This is a genomic window from Chitinibacter sp. S2-10 (assembly GCF_046530675.1).
Lineage (GTDB): Bacteria > Pseudomonadota > Gammaproteobacteria > Burkholderiales > Chitinibacteraceae > Chitinibacter.
The window spans coordinates 660,931-678,644 of record NZ_CP172558.1 but is presented as its reverse complement, the minus strand read 5'-3'; the positions used below and the strand labels follow the sequence as shown (position 1 = coordinate 678,644).

The 17,714-nt window shown below is 51.0% G+C and carries 21 protein-coding genes and 5 tRNA genes; 22 read left to right on the top strand and 4 right to left on the bottom strand.

Annotated features, from left to right (window positions below):
* The first annotated feature begins 44 nt into the window (after window positions 1–44).
* Entirely contained in the window at window positions 45–644 is a 600-nt protein-coding gene (locus ACG2XO_RS03200) for a MarC family protein (RefSeq protein WP_410499373.1), read from the top strand.
* A 114-nt stretch (window positions 645–758) separates the two neighbouring features.
* Here ACG2XO_RS03200 and rarD read toward each other — a convergent pair whose 3' ends face one another.
* Window positions 759–1,613 (bottom strand): EamA family transporter RarD, encoded by an 855-nt coding sequence (gene rarD / locus ACG2XO_RS03195; protein ID WP_410499372.1) that lies wholly within the window; start codon window positions 1,611–1,613, stop codon window positions 759–761.
* Window positions 1,614–1,993: 380 nt separating this feature from the next.
* Here rarD and rpiA point away from each other — a divergent pair, with 380 nt between their 5' ends.
* The 4 genes from rpiA to corA all read left to right on the top strand — a co-directional run bounded on the left by rpiA (window position 1,994) and on the right by corA (window position 6,162).
* On the top strand, window positions 1,994–2,650 hold the full coding sequence (gene rpiA, locus ACG2XO_RS03190; protein WP_410499370.1) for a ribose-5-phosphate isomerase RpiA: 657 nt from the start codon (window positions 1,994–1,996) through the stop codon (window positions 2,648–2,650).
* A 116-nt stretch (window positions 2,651–2,766) separates the two neighbouring features.
* On the top strand, window positions 2,767–3,468 hold the full coding sequence (gene phoU, locus ACG2XO_RS03185; protein WP_410499369.1) for a phosphate signaling complex protein PhoU: 702 nt from the start codon (window positions 2,767–2,769) through the stop codon (window positions 3,466–3,468).
* 139 nt (window positions 3,469–3,607) lie between these two features.
* Window positions 3,608–5,101: an exopolyphosphatase gene (gene ppx / locus ACG2XO_RS03180; RefSeq protein WP_410499368.1), complete on the top strand. Its 1,494-nt coding sequence runs from the start codon at window positions 3,608–3,610 to the stop codon at window positions 5,099–5,101.
* Window positions 5,050–6,162, top strand: a complete 1,113-nt coding sequence (gene corA, locus ACG2XO_RS03175; protein ID WP_410499367.1) for a magnesium/cobalt transporter CorA — start codon at window positions 5,050–5,052, stop codon at window positions 6,160–6,162. Before ppx ends, corA begins: the two co-directional genes overlap by 52 nt.
* 61 nt (window positions 6,163–6,223) lie before the next feature.
* On the opposite strand, the gene ACG2XO_RS03170 is transcribed toward corA, so the two are convergent.
* Window positions 6,224–6,703 (bottom strand): DUF456 domain-containing protein, encoded by a 480-nt coding sequence (locus ACG2XO_RS03170; protein WP_410499366.1) that lies wholly within the window; start codon window positions 6,701–6,703, stop codon window positions 6,224–6,226.
* A 187-nt stretch (window positions 6,704–6,890) separates the two neighbouring features.
* Here ACG2XO_RS03170 and ACG2XO_RS03165 point away from each other — a divergent pair.
* The 3 genes from ACG2XO_RS03165 (at window position 6,891) to ACG2XO_RS03155 (ending at window position 8,233) form a co-directional block, all read left to right on the top strand.
* Window positions 6,891–6,966: transfer RNA gene (locus ACG2XO_RS03165), tRNA-Phe, on the top strand.
* Window positions 6,967–7,095: 129 nt separating this feature from the next.
* Window positions 7,096–7,803, top strand: a complete 708-nt coding sequence (gene folE, locus ACG2XO_RS03160) for a GTP cyclohydrolase I (protein ID WP_410499365.1) — start codon at window positions 7,096–7,098, stop codon at window positions 7,801–7,803.
* A 10-nt stretch (window positions 7,804–7,813) separates the two neighbouring features.
* Window positions 7,814–8,233, top strand: a complete 420-nt coding sequence (locus ACG2XO_RS03155) for a BLUF domain-containing protein (RefSeq protein WP_410499364.1) — start codon at window positions 7,814–7,816, stop codon at window positions 8,231–8,233.
* A gap of 35 nt (window positions 8,234–8,268) precedes the next feature.
* Here the strand turns inward: ACG2XO_RS03155 and ACG2XO_RS03150 are convergent, their stop codons facing one another.
* Window positions 8,269–8,922, bottom strand: a complete 654-nt coding sequence (locus tag ACG2XO_RS03150; RefSeq protein ID WP_410499363.1) for a hypothetical protein — start codon at window positions 8,920–8,922, stop codon at window positions 8,269–8,271.
* A 50-nt stretch (window positions 8,923–8,972) separates the two neighbouring features.
* Here ACG2XO_RS03150 and ACG2XO_RS03145 point away from each other — a divergent pair, with 50 nt between their 5' ends.
* Together ACG2XO_RS03145 and ACG2XO_RS03140 are read left to right on the top strand one after the other, a co-directional pair.
* A complete protein-coding gene (locus ACG2XO_RS03145) occupies window positions 8,973–9,128 on the top strand; it encodes a hypothetical protein (RefSeq protein WP_410499362.1) in 156 nt (51 codons plus the stop codon).
* A gap of 100 nt (window positions 9,129–9,228) precedes the next feature.
* Complete coding sequence (locus tag ACG2XO_RS03140; RefSeq protein ID WP_410499361.1) at window positions 9,229–9,432, top strand: cold-shock protein; 204 nt, start codon at window positions 9,229–9,231, stop codon at window positions 9,430–9,432.
* Window positions 9,433–9,607: 175 nt separating this feature from the next.
* Here ACG2XO_RS03140 and ilvD read toward each other — a convergent pair whose 3' ends face one another.
* Complete coding sequence (gene ilvD, locus ACG2XO_RS03135) at window positions 9,608–11,467, bottom strand: dihydroxy-acid dehydratase (RefSeq protein WP_410499360.1); 1,860 nt, start codon at window positions 11,465–11,467, stop codon at window positions 9,608–9,610.
* Window positions 11,468–11,638: 171 nt separating this feature from the next.
* Here ilvD and lgt point away from each other — a divergent pair, with 171 nt between their 5' ends.
* The 12 genes from lgt to rplL all read left to right on the top strand — a co-directional run bounded on the left by lgt (window position 11,639) and on the right by rplL (window position 17,588).
* Window positions 11,639–12,436: a prolipoprotein diacylglyceryl transferase gene (lgt, locus tag ACG2XO_RS03130; RefSeq protein WP_410499359.1), complete on the top strand. Its 798-nt coding sequence runs from the start codon at window positions 11,639–11,641 to the stop codon at window positions 12,434–12,436.
* Window positions 12,437–12,544: 108 nt separating this feature from the next.
* Window positions 12,545–12,630 (top strand) — tRNA-Tyr (locus tag ACG2XO_RS03125).
* Window positions 12,631–12,680: 50 nt separating this feature from the next.
* Window positions 12,681–12,754: transfer RNA gene (locus ACG2XO_RS03120), tRNA-Gly, on the top strand.
* Window positions 12,755–12,762: 8 nt separating this feature from the next.
* Window positions 12,763–12,837, top strand: a tRNA-Thr gene (locus ACG2XO_RS03115).
* Window positions 12,838–12,887: 50 nt separating this feature from the next.
* Entirely contained in the window at window positions 12,888–14,078 is a 1,191-nt protein-coding gene (gene tuf / locus ACG2XO_RS03110; RefSeq protein WP_410499352.1) for an elongation factor Tu, read from the top strand.
* Between the two features lie 46 nt (window positions 14,079–14,124).
* Window positions 14,125–14,200 (top strand) — tRNA-Trp (locus tag ACG2XO_RS03105).
* 68 nt (window positions 14,201–14,268) lie between these two features.
* The gene (gene secE, locus ACG2XO_RS03100; protein WP_410499358.1) at window positions 14,269–14,622 is read left to right on the top strand and encodes a preprotein translocase subunit SecE; all 354 of its coding nucleotides are present in this window, start codon (window positions 14,269–14,271) and stop codon (window positions 14,620–14,622) included.
* 18 nt (window positions 14,623–14,640) lie between these two features.
* Window positions 14,641–15,174 carry a transcription termination/antitermination protein NusG gene (nusG, locus tag ACG2XO_RS03095; protein ID WP_410499357.1) on the top strand — a complete coding sequence of 178 codons (534 nt, stop codon included), beginning with the start codon at window positions 14,641–14,643 and terminating at the stop codon, window positions 15,172–15,174.
* A 90-nt stretch (window positions 15,175–15,264) separates the two neighbouring features.
* Entirely contained in the window at window positions 15,265–15,696 is a 432-nt protein-coding gene (rplK, locus tag ACG2XO_RS03090; protein WP_410499356.1) for a 50S ribosomal protein L11, read from the top strand.
* Window positions 15,697–16,389, top strand: a complete 693-nt coding sequence (rplA, locus tag ACG2XO_RS03085) for a 50S ribosomal protein L1 (RefSeq protein ID WP_157671004.1) — start codon at window positions 15,697–15,699, stop codon at window positions 16,387–16,389.
* 234 nt (window positions 16,390–16,623) lie between these two features.
* Entirely contained in the window at window positions 16,624–17,160 is a 537-nt protein-coding gene (gene rplJ, locus ACG2XO_RS03080; protein ID WP_410499355.1) for a 50S ribosomal protein L10, read from the top strand.
* 53 nt (window positions 17,161–17,213) lie between these two features.
* Window positions 17,214–17,588, top strand: a complete 375-nt coding sequence (gene rplL / locus ACG2XO_RS03075) for a 50S ribosomal protein L7/L12 (RefSeq protein ID WP_373976497.1) — start codon at window positions 17,214–17,216, stop codon at window positions 17,586–17,588.
* The last annotated feature ends 126 nt before the right edge of the window (window positions 17,589–17,714 follow it).

Genomic DNA, 17,714 nt, shown 5'->3' with positions numbered 1-17,714 from the left:
TTTCCCGTATATGGTTTGCCGGTCTGGCTGGGTAAACTGCTGCGATGGATAGCCCGACTTTTCTTTCTGCATTTATTTTGCTGCTGCTGGTGACCGACCCGCTGGGCGGCATTCCTTTGTTTGTTTCACTGATGAAGAAAGTGCCCAAAGAGCGGCGCTGGCGCGTGATTGTACGCGAAGTCAGCGTCGCGTTTGGCGTTCTGCTGCTGTTCATGATTTTTGGCCGACAGTTTCTTGAAGTCATGCATCTGTCGCAAACGTCACTGGGAATCGCCGGTGGTGTGATTCTATTTTTGATTGCGTTGAGGATGGTTTTTCCGCATCCGGATGGCGTTTTTGGCGATAGTGATCATGGCGAGCCTTATATTGTGCCACTGGCGATTCCGCTCTTGGCCGGCCCGTCTGCACTGGCGACGGTTTTGCTGCTGGTTTCGCGCGATCCGGAGCGCCTGTGGTTGTGGGTGGGCGCGCTGGCGCTGACGATGCTGGTTTGTGCGCTGACGCTGGCTTTTTCCGAAAAAATTTCCCAAGTCCTCGGCGAGCGAGTGACTACCGCGTTCGAGCGCTTGATGGGCTTGATTCTGACTGCGATTGCGGTGCAAATGCTGCTCGACGGAATCCGTGCCTATCTAGCGTCACTGTAGTGACTCAAGGCAGACATGCTCCGCGAAAAAAATGAACCACAGAGGCACTGAGGCGCAGAGAAAACCTTGAGTCGCTGCGCTTTTGTGCCTCTGTGGTGAATGATTTTGATGTATTTATTGGCGCTTGTGCTGCCGCAGCACGCTCTCACTGGTGAATAAAATCAGCGCCAGCCAGATCAGACCAAAACCGATCATTTTGTGGGTGCCAAACGGCTCATGCCAGAGCCAGATTGCCAGTATCAACTGCATTGACGGGGTGATGTATTGCAGCAATCCCAGCTGGGTCATGCTGATTTTTCTGGCGGCAAAAGCAAACAGTAATAGGGGTATTGCCGTAATAGGACCGGCTAGTATAGTGATTAGCTGTATACCTGCCGGGGCATTGGTAAAGTGGTTTTCTCCGATGCTCATCAAAAGCAAGGCCAGCGGAAACAGCAAAGCCGTTTCCAGCGTCAGCCCTTCCAGCGCACCCAGCGTTGCAATTTTGCGCAATACACCATAAATCCCGAAACTGAAGGCCAGCGTCAAAGCGACCCAAGGCAAATGCCCGGCGGCAAAAGTCAGCCAGAGCACTCCGGCGGCGGCAATGCCGATGCACAGCCATTGAATACCGCGCAATCGCTCTTTCAGAATCACCACGCCGAGCAATACATTGACGAGTGGATTAATAAAATAACCCAGGCTGGCATCGACGACCCGCCCCGAATTGGCCGCCCAGATATAGACCAGCCAGTTGATCGACAATAGCAGTGCGCTGAAAGTAAAACCGATGATCAGGCGGCGGTTAAGTTGCCTGATCCATTGCCACTGCTTGCGCCAGGCCAGTACGCCCAGCAGGAAAAGCAGTGCCCAGACCATGCGGTGCAGCACGATTTCCAGCGGCGGCAGATATTGAATCACGCGGAAATAAAGGGGGAACAGCCCCCAGATCAGATAAGCCAGAGTGGCGCAGACAAGGCCGGAATTCATGGTATGTGCTCGAAATGTATTGCCAGGAACGGTTGGCGTTTGAGTTACGATCTGCAGACCAAATCTCAATAGACCCTAGCCAGTATAGGGACGAGGGCTAGCTTGCTACAGCAACAGTTCGACCCGATGTCTGGGTGTACACTATTGATATTAGGGGTATGTTGCTGTAGATAACGAGATTATTGATATTGGGTAAGATACGTATGGCATGTATGTGGTGACGACATTTCTTGCCCGGCTTGGGGCTCTGTCAGCCGCTGCGGGGTGGCAATTTACGCGTCATTTGATGCCCGACAAGTTAGCTTAAGGCGCAGCTTGGCCGGGCAAGATATAATCAAGCCCGATTGCAATGTTTATCAATTTGATACCAAGGAAATGCCATGACGCAAAATGAACTCAAAGAAGCAGTGGGTCGTGCAGCGATTGCTTATGTTCCCGATGATTGCATTGTCGGCGTCGGTACCGGCTCGACGGCGAATTATTTTATTGATGCGCTGGCTCAGATCAAGGGGCGCATTAAAGGTGCCGTTTCATCGTCCGAAGCCAGTGTGGCGCGGTTGAAATCGCATGGCATTCCGGTGTATGAACTCAACACGATTGATGCGCTGCCGGTTTATGTCGATGGTGCCGATGAAATCAATCATCAGCTGCAAATGATCAAAGGTGGCGGCGCTGCGCTGACGCGCGAAAAGATCGTCGCGGCAGTGGCCGAGCAATTTATCTGTATTGCCGATGAATCGAAATTGGTTGATGTGCTGGGCGCTTTTCCGTTGCCGGTCGAAGTCATTCCGATGGCTCGCTCTTATGTCGCGCGCGAAATTGTCAAACTTGGCGGCCATCCGGCCTACCGTGAAGGTGTGGTGACCGACAATGGCAATATCATTATCGACGTGCACGGTCTTAAAATCACTCAGGCGAATGAACTGGAAAGTAAACTTAACCAGATCGTTGGTGTTGTGACGAACGGCATTTTTGCGCATCGCCGGGCTGATGTGTTGTTGCTAGGCACGGCTAACGGCGTGAAAACCATCAAATAAGCGCAAAACGCTACAATCCGGATATAAACGCACCGCGACCGCAAAGGCCGGATGTAACAATCCTGTCACATTTTGCTGTTATGGTGCGTCACAAATTATCTTGGAGTTATTGCGCAATGCATGAACATATTTCTACCCAATTTGACGCTGACCTGAACGCCATTCGTACGCAGGTGATGGCGATGGCAGGGCTGGTCGAAGAGCAGGTTCGCCTGTCGATGAAAGCATTGGCATCGGGCGATATGGCCGTCATTGATCAGGTGATTGCACAAGAGCAGACCGTGAATGCCATGCACCTTGAGCTGGATGATCTGTGTGTTCATATGATCGCCCGCCGCCAGCCGGCGGCATCGGATTTGCGTCTGGTGATGACGGTGATCAAATCGGTTGAAGATCTGGAAAGCATCGGCGACAAGGCACATAAAATCTGCCTGCGCGCCAAGTCGATTTTCGAAAGCGGCAAAATGCAGGTGCCCAAGTTTCAAGAAGTGAATCACATCGCCAATTTGGCACTTGATATGCTGACTCGTGCGCTCGATGCTTTTGCCCGGGTAGATTCGGCGGCGGCTGCGGATGTGATCGGATCCGATCCTCAGCTTGATCAGGAATATCGTGCGCTGCAACGGCAATTGATTACGGTGATGATGGAAGACCCGCGCTCGATTTCTCTGACGCTGGATATCCTGTGGATTGCCAAAGCGACCGAGCGCATCGGTGATCTGGCGGTTAATGTCGCCGAGCACGTGGTCTATCTGGTCAAGGGGCGCGATGTGCGACACAAAACGCTGGCTGAAGTGGACGCCATTGCCAAAGGCTAATTGCGGCGGCAATCAATGATCGGTAATAAAAAATGGGGCAAATGCATTTGCCCCATTTTTTCGTATTTTTTTTGTGCAGATTACGGTAAATTGACGCACCTATGGCCAATCTTCTTCAGAATCCGGAGCCCAACTTCAAATGAGCGACAATTCGATTATTGCCGCTGTTGATCTGGGCTCGAACAGTTTTCGTTTGCAAATTGCCCGAGTGGTTGAGGGCGCTTTGTTTCCACTTGATTCACTCAAGGAAACGGTTCGTCTGGGCGCCGGTCTGGATGCGCAAGGGTGTTTGAGTGAAGCGGCGATTGCCGAGCTGCTCACCGCCTTGTCGCGCTTTGGCGAACGCCTCGCCGGATTACCACCACAGTGTGTACGTGCCGTAGCGACCAATACTTTTCGTGTTGCACGCAATGCTGCGCAATTTATTCCGGCAGCCGAGGCTGCGCTGGGATTCCCGATCGAAGTCATCGCCGGTCGTGAAGAAGCTCGGTTGATTTACATCGGTGCAGCGCATAGTCTTCCCAGTACACGTGAACGCCGCTTGGTGGTTGATATTGGCGGAGGCTCGACCGAACTGATTATTGGTAGCCAGTACCGTTCATTTCGTACCGAAAGCGTCCAGTTGGGCTGTGTTGGCTGGAGCATGCGCTACTTCCCCGATGGCGTGATTACGCGTGAGCGGCTTGAAACCGCCGAACTGGCTGCGCGTGGCGCATTTTTGCCGCTGGTTCCCGACTTTCATTCAGGCGAGTGGCAGCGTGCGATTGGAACATCCGGAACTGCCCGTTCACTGGCTGATATTCTGGAGTTGAACGATCTCTCTCCGCTCGGGATTACCAGAGCGGGAATGGCTGCTTTGCGGGAAAAAATGCTGCAAGCTGGCCATGTCGACAAACTGCAGCTCAATGGCCTGCGAGACGACCGCCGTCCTGTCCTAGCGGGCGGTTTTGCCATTATGCAGGCGGTGTTTGATATGCTCGGGATCGAGCGGATGAGCATTACTTACGGTGCTCTGCGTGATGGCGTGCTGTACGATTTGATGCAAAGGCAGACCGAGTACGATGTCCGTGACCGGACGGTTGATTTTTTTCAGCGCCGCTATCACGTTGATGGTTTGCAGGCCAATCGAGTAACTGCGCTGGCCATGCGTTTGTTTGATGTTTTGCGCGGCGAAACTGCGCCAGAAGACGCAGTGCTGGCGCGGCATCTGAATATGGCCGCTTTGTTGCATGAAGTCGGCCGCTCGATTGCACATGCCAGCTATCACAAGCATTCGGCTTATATTTTGCAGCATGCCGATATGCCCGGTTTTTCTCGGCGCGAGCAGGTCTGGCTGGCGCGGTTGGTGCTGGCGCATGCTGGTAGTCTGACCAAGCTGGCTGGTGAAACAATCTCCGCTGCTGAATGGGATGCGATTCTGGCCTTGCGGCTGGCGGTGATTTTTTATCGTTCGCGACTCGATGAAACACCGCCCTGTATCGACTTGCTTCGATTGACTGACGCTTATCAGCTGACCATTGATGCGGACTGGTTGAATGCTCATCCGCTGACCGCATTTGCGCTCAATGAGGAAACTGCCGCATGGAAAAACATCGGCGTAACATTACAAGTACTGGCGATCGCCGCCGAATAAAGGCGCATCTGAAGGCGAGCAAAGCCGGGCTGGCGCCGGGTTCATTGCAGTATGTCGGTGAATCCGAGCCGACACCGACGCTGGCGACCTTGATCGAGTTTGGTCAGCGCGATGGCGAATTTCTCGAAACCCGCTTTACCGATCTGGCTCAAGGGCGCGAGTTTGTTCCGACTTATGGCAATTACTGGTTAAATTTGCACGGGCTCGAAGATCTGGCGATGCTGCAACTGATCGGTCAGCGTTTCAAATTGCATCCGCTGGTGCTCGAAGACATCCTCAATACCCAGCAGCGTCCCAAAGTTGAGGCTTATTCCGGCTATCTGTTCATTACCGCAAGATTGATGTTTCTGGATGAGTGCGGCTCGGTTGAATCCGAGCAACTGAGCTTGGTGGTCGGCCGCAACTTTCTGCTGACTTTTCAGGAAAAACCAACGGGAACATTTGCGGGTATTCGCGATTCCTTGCGGAGTAGTGAATCGCAACTGCGCAAGTTCGGGATCGATTATCTGGTTTATGCCCTGCTCGATAAAGTGGTTGATCGCTACTTTGCCGTGCTCGAGCAAATCGGCGAACGTGTTGACGAACTGGAAGATGAAATCATTGTGCAGCGTGAACCTGCGCAAATGCAGGAAGTGCAGCACACACGCCGCTCTTTGCAGGCGCTCAAGCGCGGGCTGTGGCCCTTGCGTGAAGTGATTAATGTACTGCAGCGTGACGATGCCGATTTTTTCAAGGACGAAACGCAGTTGTACTTGCGCGATGTCTACGATCACACAGTGCAACTGATCGAGAGTGTCGAGGCCTTGCGTGAAACGGTGTCGGGTTTGCAGGATATTTATTTGGCGCTGCAATCACAAACGATGAATACCCAGATGCGGACGCTGACTGTATTTACGATCATTTTTAGTCCGCTAACGCTGATTGCAGGAATTTACGGTATGAACTTTGACCATATGCCCGAGTTGCACTGGCAATGGGGGTATTTTGCCGTGCTGGCCTTGATGGGCTTGATCGGCTCCAGTTTGGGCTTGTATTTCTGGTTGCGACGCTGGATTGAGTGATGGGGTATGTGCTCGTGGCTCGCTTTTTAATTGGGCTGCAAGGCTATACCTTTGGTGGTATTTAGATCAGGTAAGCCAGCCAGAAGATTCCTAGCATCATGAAAATAATCCCTACTTTGGCAATCATGCCTAGGATCAGCCCCAACCAGCTAGCGATTCCCACTTTGCCGGACTGCCAATGATTGCGTGTCGCATAGAACTCCCCTGCGACAGCGCCAAGTAAAGGACCGAAAATCAGCCCGACCGGCCCGGCAAAAACGCCCAGAATGGCACCGAGCGTCGCACCCCAGATTGCGGCCCGGCTGGCGCCGACCATTTTGGCACCCAGTGCGCCAGCAATATAATCCAGCGCACCTGCCAGTAGCGCCAATACGCCAAGCACGATCATGGTGTAGATGCTGACGGTTTGGAAATTCTGTTGCCATGCGATGAGCAGCATGCCAGCAAATACCAGCGCTGTGGCGGGCAGAATGGGCAAAACGATACCTGCGATTCCGGCCAGAATCAGGCAGATACTGATAATCCACCAGATGATGTCCATGCTGACTCCGGTCAAAAATGGGGAAGCTGTTATTTTGACTGAATCTGCTGCCGATTTTGTAGAAAAATTACCTCAATGAAATCATATTTTTATATAAAAACCAGTTAATTTGTCACATAAAGGGTTTGACGTAAAATCCATGCTGGTGTCTAATTCCGCTTCTCGCTGGCTGAACTCAGCGATAAGTGGCCAATTAGCTCAGTTGGTAGAGCAGCGGATTGAAAATCCGCGTGTCCGTGGTTCGATTCCGCGATTGGCCACCACGAATTTGAAAGCCCGCTCAATTGAGCGGGCTTTTTTATTTGCCATTATTCAACTGAGCAAAGTGGCTGGTTTGTGATAGGCTTTTCTTATTCGCTTTTTCGCAAATTGCCCGTGCCAAGGATTAAATTGTGAGTCAATCCGGTTCGAACGCCCCTGGGGGCGATCCTGTATCGCAACGTATTCGCTATCGCCTGCTGCAGGCTCAACGTCGTTTTCATGCGAATGACAATATTGCCGACTTCATCGAAGAGGGCGAAATGGCTCAATTGCTCGATGAAGTGCAGGAAAAAATGGTTGGCGTCCTGCAAAGTCTCGTGATTGATACCGAGAATGACCACAATACGCAGGATACAGCCCGTCGGGTCGCTAAAATGTATCTGAATGAAGTGTTTCGTGGTCGTTATGTGGCGCAGCCTGCGGTGACCGAGTTTCCGAATGTCGAGCATTTGAACGAATTGATGATCGTCGGCCCGATCAAGGTGCGTAGTGCATGCTCACACCATTTTTGTCCGATTATCGGTAAATTGTGGATTGGCATTCTGCCCAATCAGCATTCCAACCTGATCGGTTTGTCAAAATATGCGCGCCTGGCCGAGTGGGTGATGTCACGTCCGCAGATTCAGGAAGAGGCCGTTACGCAGATGGCTGACCTGCTGCAGAGCAAGGTGAACCCGGATGGTTTGGCGATTGTGATGGAGGCCGATCATTTTTGCATGCACTGGCGTGGTGTGAAAGATGCCGACTCCAAAATGATCAATAGCGTAATGCGCGGAACCTTTTTAAAAGACACGCATTTGCGCCTCGAGTTTTTGTCCCTGATTAACAATAAACGCTAAGAGGTTTGTCATGCTTGTTCGCTTGATTTATGCCAGTCGCGCGGTGGGGGCGATGGATTCCGAGTTGCTCGAATCAATTTTGCACCGGTCGCGGCAAAATAATCCGGCGATTGGCGTGACAGGGGTGCTGTGTTACAGCGGAGGTATCTTTGTGCAGGTGCTGGAGGGGAGTCGTTCTGCGGTTTCCTCCTTGTACAATGTGATCGTACGCGATCCGCGGCACGTAAAAATCGAGCTGCTGAGTTTTGAGGAAATCAGCGAGCGGCATTTTGCGGACTGGACGATGGGGCAGGTCAATATGGCCAAGATCAATCATGGCGTGCTATTGAAATACTCGGCGCACAGCGAATTTAACCCGTTCGAAATGAGTGGTCAGGCCATTTTGCTGTTGCTCGATGATTTAACCGCGATGGCGGCGATCAGCAAATAGCCATTCGTACGACTGGCTGTTTTGCTGTGAGTTGCTCAGGCTTGCTGGTCGATCTGGGGTTTGCTTGAGCCAAACCAGTCAAAGAACCGATCTCCGCCATGCAGATTTAGAAGTTTGAGTACCATAGTGCCAGTCTTTTCTGCCTCGTTATCAGCAAATTTGAATGGCAGTTTCACGGGCTCGGCGCTGATGTGTTGGCGCAGGTCGTCGGCAATACCGTTAAATTGATGGTGCAGGTCATTCTGGGTGCTTTGTGTGTACGAGGCTGTTTGGCTGGCTTCGTACTGGATGCTCAGCTCGAAATCAAACTTTTGCCCATCTGCCGTGGTAATCGTGCCGCGCCCGACAAAGCTGCTACTGTCTTGGAGGCTGAATTCCGCTGAACGGGTGCTGCTTACGCCATTGCTGTTCTGGCTAAGGCTCATGCTGGCGCTGCTGCTGGCCGACATTTCGACCTGATCAAACTCGATTTTCATTCCCTTGCTGGCGCCGCCCAACATTTGTCCGGCAAAATGCTGCAAAAAATCCTGCGCGAGTGATTGGGTGTTTTTTTGCAGTTTCGCGAGGTGCTGAAGTAGCGGCTTGACCTCGCCGGTTTGATGGCTCGGCTTGCTACTGGCCAAGTCGCTTGCCAGCAAGCTTGGCCGCCATGATGAATTACTGCTGGTCAGTTGCGAGAGCGAAGTCATGATGCGTACCTCGGAGCGGATAACTTGCTATCGGCTGTTTGGGCTAAAAATTGAATCTGATTGCGACAAGCAAAAAATATCTGGATGCGGTGGTTGTTGAGGGGGCGATTATTGTGAATTTTGGGGGAAATAAAATACCGTTCGGCGGTTTTTTTGAGTGGCTCAACCCTTTGTTTGCAATGGTTTTCAATGACTGTGGTAAATAACCGCAAATAAAAGTTGAAATGGGGCTACCGAGGTCGGGGAACTTGTGTATGATGCAAGGCTGAGCGACTGCTCAATTTTATAGTTTAAGGTAAATTAAAGATGGCAACTGGTACAGTTAAGTGGTTCAACGATGCAAAAGGCTTCGGTTTCATTACTCCTGATCAAGGCGGCGAAGACTTGTTTGCCCACTTCTCGGCAATTACTACTAGCGGTTTCAAATCACTGCAAGAAGGCCAGAAAGTTAGCTTTGAAGTGACTAACGGCCCTAAAGGCCAACAGGCTTCAAACATTCAGCCTCTGTAATTTACTACAGACTCTGAAGCGCAGAACCCAGCTTAGGCTGGGTTTTTTATTGCTCTTTGCATTTGTACTGTAGTGGGGTATTGCTATATATCGCAGGTTTTATATGACCTTCATTAAAATACCCCGACAATAAAAAAGCGGCCTTGCGGCCGCTTTATCGTGAGTGCTGATGGATTTATCCTTTGCGTTCAACTTGTGACACATCCCGTACGGCGCCCGTGTCTGCGCTGGTTGTCATCGCGGCGTAGGCGCGCAGCGCTGCGCTGACAACACGTTCACGGTTGACAGGTTTCCATGCTGCCGAACCTTTAGCTTCCATTGCTGCACGACGTGCGGCGAATTCTTCTTCGCTGATCAGTAAATTGATTGTGCGATTTGGAATGTCGATTTCGAGCGTGTCGCCTTCTTTTGCCAGACCAATTGCACCACCTTCGGCTGCTTCCGGTGAAACATGACCAATCGACAGGCCTGAAGTGCCGCCAGAGAAGCGGCCGTCAGTCAGCAGGGCGCAGGCTTTGCCTAGTCCTTTTGATTTCAGGTATGAAGTCGGGTACAGCATTTCTTGCATGCCCGGGCCGCCCTTGGGTCCTTCGTAGCGAATCAGAACGACGTCGCCCGCAATAATCTGGTCGGCCAGAATGCCGGCCACTGCGTCGTCCTGACTTTCGAAAATGCGTACGCGGCCAGTGAATTTCAGGATTGAGTCGTCAACGCCTGCCGTTTTTACAATACAACCACGCTCGGCAATATTGCCGTACAGCACCGCAATGCCGCCGTCTTGCGAGTAGGCGTTTTCCTTGTTGCGGATGCAGCCATCGGCGCGGTCCAGATCCAGCTCAGGCCAGCGCATGCTTTGGCTGAATGCAATCGTTGTGGCAACGCCACCTGGTGCTGCACGGTATAGCAGGTGAGCTGCACTGTCTGGGCTGGCTTTGACGATATCCCATTGATCTAGTCCTTCGCCCAGCGTTTTGGCGTGAACAGTCGGCACGTTGCGGTGAATCAGTCCGGCCCGGTCGAGTTCGGCCAAAATGCCGATGACGCCGCCTGCGCGATGCACGTCTTCCATATGGTATTTCTGTGTGGCAGGTGCGACTTTCGACAAGCAAGGTACCTTACGGCTCATGCGGTCGATGTCCTGCATTGTGAAGTTGACGCCGGCTTCATTGGCGGCGGCGAGCAAATGCAGAACAGTATTGGTTGAGCCGCCCATGGCGATATCGAGTGCAATCGCATTTTCAAAAGCTTCAAAAGTGCAAATATTGCGCGGCAAGACTGATTCGTCATCCTGTTCGTAATATCGTTTCGCCAGTTCAACAATCGTTCGGCCTGCTTGCAGGAATAGTTGCTTGCGATCACCGTGTGTTGCCAAGAGTGAGCCGTTACCTGGCAAGGACAGGCCGAGTGCTTCGGTCAGGCAGTTCATTGAGTTGGCGGTAAACATGCCTGAACATGAGCCGCAAGTTGGGCAGGCGCTTCGCTCCACGGCGTCGACTTCTTCGTCGGAAACGTTCGGATTTGCCGCTTCAACCATGGCGTCTACCAGATCAAGCTTGCGCGTTTCACCGTGCCAGTTGACTTTGCCTGCTTCCATCGGGCCGCCGGAAACGAAAATCACCGGGATATTCAGGCGTAAAGACGCCATTAGCATACCGGGGGTGATTTTGTCGCAATTGGAAATACAAACAATCGCGTCGGCGCAGTGTGCGTTGACCATGTATTCGACAGAATCGGCGATCAGGTCGCGGCTAGGCAGGCTATATAGCATGCCGCCATGACCCATTGCGATGCCGTCATCGACAGCGATGGTGTTGAACTCTTTGGCGACGCCGCCTGCTTTTTCTACTTCGCGCGCAACCAGTTGCCCCAGGTTTTGCAGGTGAACATGACCTGGTACGAATTGGGTGAATGAATTGCAAATTGCGATGATGGGCTTGTCGAAATCGCCGTCTTTCATCCCGGTGGCACGCCAGAGGGCGCGGGCGCCAGCCATGTTGCGGCCGTGAGTGGTGGTGCGGGAGCGGTATACGGGCATGGTTTTTCTCTAATGGACTGAAACTATGTGGCAATTGTATCGAAAAAAGCTGCTTTTGGCTGGTTGTGCTGATGGGGGTTTGTTAATTGATATTTGCCTTGCTATGGGAACTTCGATGGATTGCCAGATATAATCGCAGCCACTTCGAATCTTGGATAAGCAGAAATAGCTATGTTAGTGCATCCGCAGTTTGATCCTGTTGCAATTCACTTGGGCTCGTTTGGTCTGCATTGGTACGGGTTGATGTACCTGATTGGTTTTATCTGTTTTTTGCTGATGGGGCGCTGGCGCATTCGCCATAGTACTTCTACGAGCTGGCGCACCGAAGAAATGGACGATTTGCTGTTTTACGGCGTGCTGGGTGTGATTTTGGGTGGTCGACTCGGTTATGTACTGTTTTACAAGCCTGCATTTTATCTGGCCAATCCTCTCGATATTGTCAAAGTGTGGGAGGGGGGGATGGCATTCCATGGCGGATTTCTTGGTGTGCTGCTGGCGATGTACTTCTTTGGCCGTAAAACCGGCCGTAGCTTTCTGCAGGTGACCGACTTTATTGCGCCGCTGGTGCCGATCGGATTGGCGGCGGGTCGGATGGGTAACTTTATTAATGGTGAGTTATGGGGGCGGGTGACCGATGCGACTATGCCGTGGGCGATGGTTTTTCCGCAAGCACACGATGGCTTGCCACGTCATCCTTCGCAGTTGTATCAATTTGCACTTGAAGGCATTTTGCTGTTTGTGATTTTGTGGCGCTATTCGGCTAAGCCTCGCTACAAAGGGCAGGTTTCCTCCTTGTTCTTGGTTGGGTATGGCGCATTCCGTTTTATCGCAGAATTTGCCCGTGAACCTGATGATTATCTTGGCTTGTTGGCGCTGAATCTGTCGATGGGGCAGTTGTTGAGTTTGCCGATGATTATTGCGGGCGTATTAATGTTTTTTGCTTGCTCGCGCGGCAAAAGCCGTGCGTGAAAAGTAAATATTCCTTTGCAAAATAAGTTGTTAAGAAAAAAAACGGGAGTCGGTGCGGAAAATATTTGACGCATTCGGGCATCGTCTCCATAATGCGGGCTTCTAAAGGGGGGGATTACCCCAGCGGTCAACGGGTCCGGACTGTAAATCCGGCGGCTCAGCCTTCGAAGGTTCGAATCCTTCTCCCCCCACCAAATCCCTGGTATTGCGGGTTTTGGTAGAAACGAATTTTAAGTATTAAGCCGCGGGTGTAGCTCAATGGTAGAGCAGAAGCCTTCCAAGCTTACGACGAGGGTTCGATTCCCTTCACCCGCTCCAAAATGAATGCTGATGTAGCTCAGGGGTAGAGCACTCCCTTGGTAAGGGAGAGGTCGGGGGTTCAATTCCCCCCATCAGCACCAATTCTATTGTTGTCATTTATATTTCAAGTTCTCGAGAAGGAAATAAGGCAATGGCTAAAGAAAAGTTTACGCGGACCAAGCCGCACGTTAACGTGGGTACAATCGGTCACGTTGACCATGGTAAAACCACCCTGACTGCAGCGATCACGACAATCTTGTCTCGCAAATTCGGTGGCGAAGCTAAAGATTACTCACAAATCGACAGTGCTCCAGAAGAAAAAGCGCGTGGTATTACTATTAATACCGCGCACGTTGAATACGAAACAGAGACTCGTCACTACGCTCACGTAGACTGTCCAGGTCACGCGGATTATGTGAAAAACATGATTACCGGTGCGGCTCAGATGGATGGCGCGATTTTGGTGGTTTCTGCTGCTGATGGTCCTATGCCACAAACTCGCGAGCACATCTTGTTGTCTCGTCAGGTTGGTGTTCCATACATCATCGTGTTCATGAACAAAGCTGACCTGGTTGACGACGCTGAGTTGTTGGAACTGGTTGAGATGGAAGTTCGTGACCTGTTGTCTAAATATGACTTCCCAGGCGATGACACTCCAATCATTACTGGTTCTGCACGTGCAGCACTGGAAGGTGATCAGGGCGAATACGGCGAGCCAGCAATTTTCCGCTTGGCTGAAGCGCTGGATACCTACATTCCTCTGCCAGAGCGCGCAGTTGACGGTACTTTCCTGATGCCAGTTGAGGACGTATTCTCAATCTCTGGTCGTGGTACTGTAGTAACGGGTCGTGTAGAGCGCGGTATTGTTAAGGTTGGTGAAGAGATCGAGATCGTTGGTATTGTTCCAACAGTTAAGACAACTTGTACTGGCGTTGAGATGTTCCGTAAATTGCTGGACCAAGGTCAAGCTGGTGACAACATTGGTGCGTTGTTGCGTGGTACTAAGCGTGAAGACGTTCAGCGTGGTCAAGTATTGGCTAAGCCAGGCTCAATCACGCCACACACTAAATTCACGTCAGAAATCTACGTGCTGTCAAAAGAAGAGGGTGGTCGTCATACACCATTCTTCAGCAACTACCGTCCACAGTTCTACTTCCGTACTACGGACGTGACTGGTGCGATCAGCTTGCCGGAAGGTACTGAGATGGTGATGCCTGGCGATAACGTATCAATCACGGTAACCCTGATTGCGCCAATCGCGATGGAGCAAGGTCTGCGCTTTGCGATCCGTGAGGGTGGTCGTACGGTCGGTGCTGGTGTTGTTGCTAAAGTTATTGAATAAAAGTTGCAAATTGGATGGAACTAGTTTATAGTTCTGTCCTCTCCCCAGGCGAGTAGCTCAATTGGTAGAGTACCGGTCTCCAAAACCGGGGGTTGCGGGTTCGAAGCCCTCCTCGCCTGCCACATTATCTAGCGGAGCCGTTCCAAATCTAATTTGGGGCGGCTTTGTTTTATGGGTCGCCGGAAACGTAATGCAAAGCATAGAACGACTGAAAGTAATGGCAGCTCTGGCCTTGGTGGCTTTGGGTGTTGCTGGTTTTTATTTGGTGCCTGCTGGGCAGTCTTTTGTGGGTTCACTGTCGGTGGTGGCGGGTTTGCTCGCTGCTGGTGTGGTGATGTGGTTTACTGTGGTGGGTCGCGCCTTTGTTGACTATGCCCGTGATGCCATTAAAGAGGCGCAGAAGGTGGTTTGGCCGAGCAAGAAAGAAACATGGCAGGTGACTGGTGTGGTGTTCTTGTTTGTAGCTGTTTTGGCCTTGTTTATGTGGGTGGTTGATTCTGGCTTGGCTTGGTTGTTTTACGATATCGTGCTTGGTCGCGGTTAATCAGTCGGGGAATCGGGCATGGCAATGCGTTGGTATGTAGTTCACGCGTATTCTGGCTTTGAAAAGAGTGTGCAGAAGGCGTTGGTGGAAAAAGTTGAGCGATTGGGGATGGGGCACCTGTTTGGGCAAATCCTCGTTCCTGTCGAAGAAGTGATGGAAGTGAAGGCTGGTCGCAAAGCGCTGACTGAGCGCAAGTTTTACCCTGGCTATGTATTTGTTGAAATGGAAATGACAGACGATAGCTGGCACTTGGTGAAAAGTACACCAAAAGTCACTGGCTTTATTGGTGGCTCGGGTACTAAGCCGATGCCAATTCAGGCAAAAGAAGTTGAGCGCATGATGCAGCAGGTGCAGGATGGCGTCGAGAAGCCTCGCCATAAAGTGCTGTTTGAAGTGGGTGAGACTTTGCGCGTGACGGACGGTCCATTTGCTGACTTCACTGCGACTGTGCAAGATGTTGATTACGATAAGAGTCGCCTGAAAGTTGCAGTATCGATTTTCGGTCGTGCAACGCCGGTTGATTTGGAATTCTCGCAGGTTGAAAAAACCTAATCTGCGTATTGAGATGCTTTGTTAGAAGCATTTTTTGGTAGGGGAGCCAGTTTTGGTATTGGCGTTTGACCCATTTTTAGGAGTAGTACTGTGGCAAAGAAGATTATTGGCTACATCAAGCTGCAAGTGCCAGCTGGTAAAGCAAACCCGTCGCCTCCAATTGGTCCAGCTTTGGGTCAACGTGGTCTGAATATTATGGAATTTTGTAAGGCGTTTAACGCTGCAACCCAGGGTGTTGAGCCAGGTTTGCCAATTCCAGTTGTGATTACTGCATTTGCAGATAAATCATTCACTTTCGTAATGAAGTCGCCTCCAGCAACGATTCTGCTGAAAAAAGCGGCAGGCATTACCAAAGGTTCTGCTAAGCCACATACCGACAAAGTTGGTAAAGTGACCCGTGCTCAACTCGAAGAAATCGTGAAAACCAAGCAAGCTGATTTGACTGGTGGCGATTTGGATGCTGCAGTTCGTACGATTGCTGGTTCAGCTCGTTCGATTGGTATCGAAGTGGAGGGCGTGTAAATGGCTAAGGTTTCTAAACGTCTTGCAGCATTGCGCGCAACTGTTGATAGCAACAAACTGTACGCAATCGACGAAGCAATTGCTTTGGTAAAAGGTGCAGCGACTGCCAAATTTAACGAATCTATCGATGTTTCGTTCAATCTGGGTGTTGATCCACGCAAATCTGACCAGGTAGTTCGTGGTGCTGTAGTTTTACCTAAAGGTACCGGTAAATCAGTACGCGTTGCTGTGTTTACACAAGGCGCTAATGCAGAAGCGGCCAAAGCTGCTGGTGCAGACGTAGTTGGTTTTGAAGATCTGGCTGAGCAAGTTAAAGCTGGCAATATGGATTTTGACGTGGTTATCGCGTCTCCAGATGCTATGCGTATCGTTGGTACTTTGGGTCAAATCCTGGGGCCGCGCGGCCTGATGCCTAACCCGAAAGTAGGTACTGTGACTCCTAACGTTGCTGAAGCAGTTAAAAATGCTAAAGCAGGTCAGGTTCAATACCGTACTGACAAAGGTGGTATCGTTCACGCTACATTGGGTCGCGCTTCTTTTGAAGCTGCTGATCTGCGCGAGAACTTGGCAGCTTTGGTTGACGCTTTGCAAAAAGCAAAACCAGCTAGCTCAAAAGGCGTTTACTTCAAGAAAATCGCAGTTTCAAGCACGATGGGCTTGGGTGTTCGCGTAGACACTTCGTCCGTCCTGTAATCTGACTTTGGGCTGAAGCATTGATTTTTATCGGTGCTTCAGATAGTCAAAGACCGTAGGTGCCAGCCTTTGGCTGGCTTAATCAAGGTGCCCAAACACCAGCCTACGCAGACGGTGCTCCCAATGCAGGCTTCTCGTCAGTCATTCTTGGCTGGCAAAAGTCTCCTGAATATTGGTCGCCGTTTGATTGGGTGGCGCACTTTGTGCGCTGAACTTAACTAATGGAGGTTGACCTTGAGTCTAAATCTTGACGACAAAAAAGCGGTCGTGGCTGAGATTGCAGCAGTAGTTGCAAATGCTCAAACCATCGTTATCGCTGAATATCGTGGTATCGAGGTTTCCAGCATGACTGAACTGCGCAAACAAGCGCGTGAGTCAGGTGTGTACCTGCGTGTTTTGAAAAACACGTTGGCACGCCGTGCGGTTGAAGGAACTCCGTTTGCTGAATTGGCCGATAAAATGGTTGGCCCTTTGGTTTACGGTATTTCTGAAGACCCAGTTGCTGCAGCTAAAGTACTGCATACATTCGCGAAAAAGGACGACAAAATCGTTCTGAAAGCGGGTTCTTATGATGGCAAAGTAATGGATGCCGCAGCAGTTGCTGCCTTGGCGTCAGTACCGAGCCGTGAAGAATTGCTCTCGAAACTTCTCTACGTTATGCAAGCTCCTGTTGCTGGCTTTGTCCGCGGCCTGGCAGCTTTGGCAGAGAAGAAGGGCGAGGGCTCAGCAGCTCCTGCGGCGCAAGCGCCAGCAGAAGCGGCCGAAGCTTAATTTTTCGTATCTAAATAGCATTAATCAGATAAGATTTTCAGGAGTATTAACAAATGGCCGTATCTAAAGAAGATATCCTCGACGCAGTTGGTGCATTGACCGTTCTCGAATTGAATGACTTGGTAAAAGCATTCGAAGAAAAATTCGGCGTTTCTGCTGCTGCTGTTGCAGTTGCTGGTCCTGCTGCTGGTGGCGCTGCTGCTGCCGCTGAAGAGAAAACTGAGTTCGACGTTATCTTGACTAACGCTGGCGCGCAGAAAGTTGGCGTGATTAAAGTAGTTCGTGAAGTAACTGGTCTGGGCTTGAAAGAAGCTAAAGACTTGGTTGATGGCGCACCTAAATCAGTTAAAGAAGGCGTTTCTAAGGCTGATGCTGATGCCATCGCTAAGAAACTGATCGAAGCTGGCGCACAAGCTGAAGTTAAATAATTTTAGCTAGCTAAGTAGTACAGGCAGACGGAGCAATCCGTCTGCCCTTTTGCGTTTGTATACTGCGGCTTGCTTACGGCTCATTCCTAAAAGCAAGTTTAGAATTTGCAGCAGACAAACCAGAAA

Excerpts from the sequence above, each read along its gene's own strand:
- ACG2XO_RS03200 (WP_410499373.1), top strand. The coding sequence starts at position 45 with ATGGATAGCCCGACTTTTCTTTCTGCATTTATTTTGCTGCTGCTGGTG.
- rarD (WP_410499372.1), bottom strand. The coding sequence starts at position 1,613 with ATGAATTCCGGCCTTGTCTGCGCCACTCTGGCTTATCTGATCTGGGGG.
- rpiA (WP_410499370.1), top strand. The coding sequence starts at position 1,994 with ATGACGCAAAATGAACTCAAAGAAGCAGTGGGTCGTGCAGCGATTGCT.
- phoU (WP_410499369.1), top strand. The coding sequence starts at position 2,767 with ATGCATGAACATATTTCTACCCAATTTGACGCTGACCTGAACGCCATT.
- ppx (WP_410499368.1), top strand. The coding sequence starts at position 3,608 with ATGAGCGACAATTCGATTATTGCCGCTGTTGATCTGGGCTCGAACAGT.
- corA (WP_410499367.1), top strand. The coding sequence starts at position 5,050 with ATGGAAAAACATCGGCGTAACATTACAAGTACTGGCGATCGCCGCCGA.
- ACG2XO_RS03170 (WP_410499366.1), bottom strand. The coding sequence starts at position 6,703 with ATGGACATCATCTGGTGGATTATCAGTATCTGCCTGATTCTGGCCGGA.
- ACG2XO_RS03155 (WP_410499364.1), top strand. The coding sequence starts at position 7,814 with ATGCTTGTTCGCTTGATTTATGCCAGTCGCGCGGTGGGGGCGATGGAT.
- ACG2XO_RS03150 (WP_410499363.1), bottom strand. The coding sequence starts at position 8,922 with ATGACTTCGCTCTCGCAACTGACCAGCAGTAATTCATCATGGCGGCCA.
- ACG2XO_RS03140 (WP_410499361.1), top strand. The coding sequence starts at position 9,229 with ATGGCAACTGGTACAGTTAAGTGGTTCAACGATGCAAAAGGCTTCGGT.
- ilvD (WP_410499360.1), bottom strand. The coding sequence starts at position 11,467 with ATGCCCGTATACCGCTCCCGCACCACCACTCACGGCCGCAACATGGCT.
- lgt (WP_410499359.1), top strand. The coding sequence starts at position 11,639 with ATGTTAGTGCATCCGCAGTTTGATCCTGTTGCAATTCACTTGGGCTCG.
- tuf (WP_410499352.1), top strand. The coding sequence starts at position 12,888 with ATGGCTAAAGAAAAGTTTACGCGGACCAAGCCGCACGTTAACGTGGGT.
- secE (WP_410499358.1), top strand. The coding sequence starts at position 14,269 with ATGCAAAGCATAGAACGACTGAAAGTAATGGCAGCTCTGGCCTTGGTG.
- nusG (WP_410499357.1), top strand. The coding sequence starts at position 14,641 with ATGGCAATGCGTTGGTATGTAGTTCACGCGTATTCTGGCTTTGAAAAG.
- rplA (WP_157671004.1), top strand. The coding sequence starts at position 15,697 with ATGGCTAAGGTTTCTAAACGTCTTGCAGCATTGCGCGCAACTGTTGAT.
- rplL (WP_373976497.1), top strand. The coding sequence starts at position 17,214 with ATGGCCGTATCTAAAGAAGATATCCTCGACGCAGTTGGTGCATTGACC.